Origin of the sequence: Erwinia sp. B116 (assembly GCF_002865965.1) — a bacterium.
GTDB lineage: Bacteria > Pseudomonadota > Gammaproteobacteria > Enterobacterales > Enterobacteriaceae > Erwinia.
In genome coordinates this window covers 1,955-2,527 of record NZ_JRZZ01000089.1, presented here as the reverse complement: position 1 = coordinate 2,527, position 573 = coordinate 1,955, and the positions used below count along the sequence as shown (strand labels likewise).

Below are 573 nucleotides of genomic sequence, written 5' to 3'. Positions count from 1 at the left end.
GTCAATAAATCCGTGCCGGAGGTGGTGGCGCAGATCCTCGACGAGCATGGTCTGAAGGGCTGGGAATATGAATTCACGCTCAGACAGACCTTTCCGAAGCGTGAGCAGATAAACCAGTATCAGGAAAGTGACCTGGCGTTTATCGAGCGCCTGCTGTCCGAAGTGGGCATCTTTTACTTATTCACGCTGCAGCCGGACACACAAACGGAAGTGGTGCACTTTGCCGACCGGCAGAGCGCGTATGAATTCGGTAAAACGCTGCCGCTGAACAGCCCGTCGGGCATGAGTGACGGCTGCGCAGAATCCGTCTGGGGGCTCAGCGTGCGTCACAATGTCGCTGAGGCGGGCGTCACCGCCAGAGACTACAACCACCGCGAAGCGCAGAAGGTCCTGCAGTCGGCCAGGGCGGATATGACGCGCGGTGACGGCGAGGGCATCACCTATGGCGAGGTTTATCACTACAAGCCCCGCCACCGGGACACCGGCGATAAAATCGCCCCGACGGCGGAAACGGCAAACTTCCTGGCACGCCTGGACCACGAGCGTTTTCTGGCAGAGCAGACGCTGATCGGC

At 59.7% G+C, this 573-nt stretch carries 1 protein-coding gene; it reads left to right on the top strand.

Annotation, left to right across the window (positions count from 1 at the left end; all coding sequences use genetic code 11):
* The coding region (locus NV64_RS22610; RefSeq protein ID WP_369878930.1) for a contractile injection system protein, VgrG/Pvc8 family at positions 1 to 573 on the top strand (573 nt) is incomplete at both ends.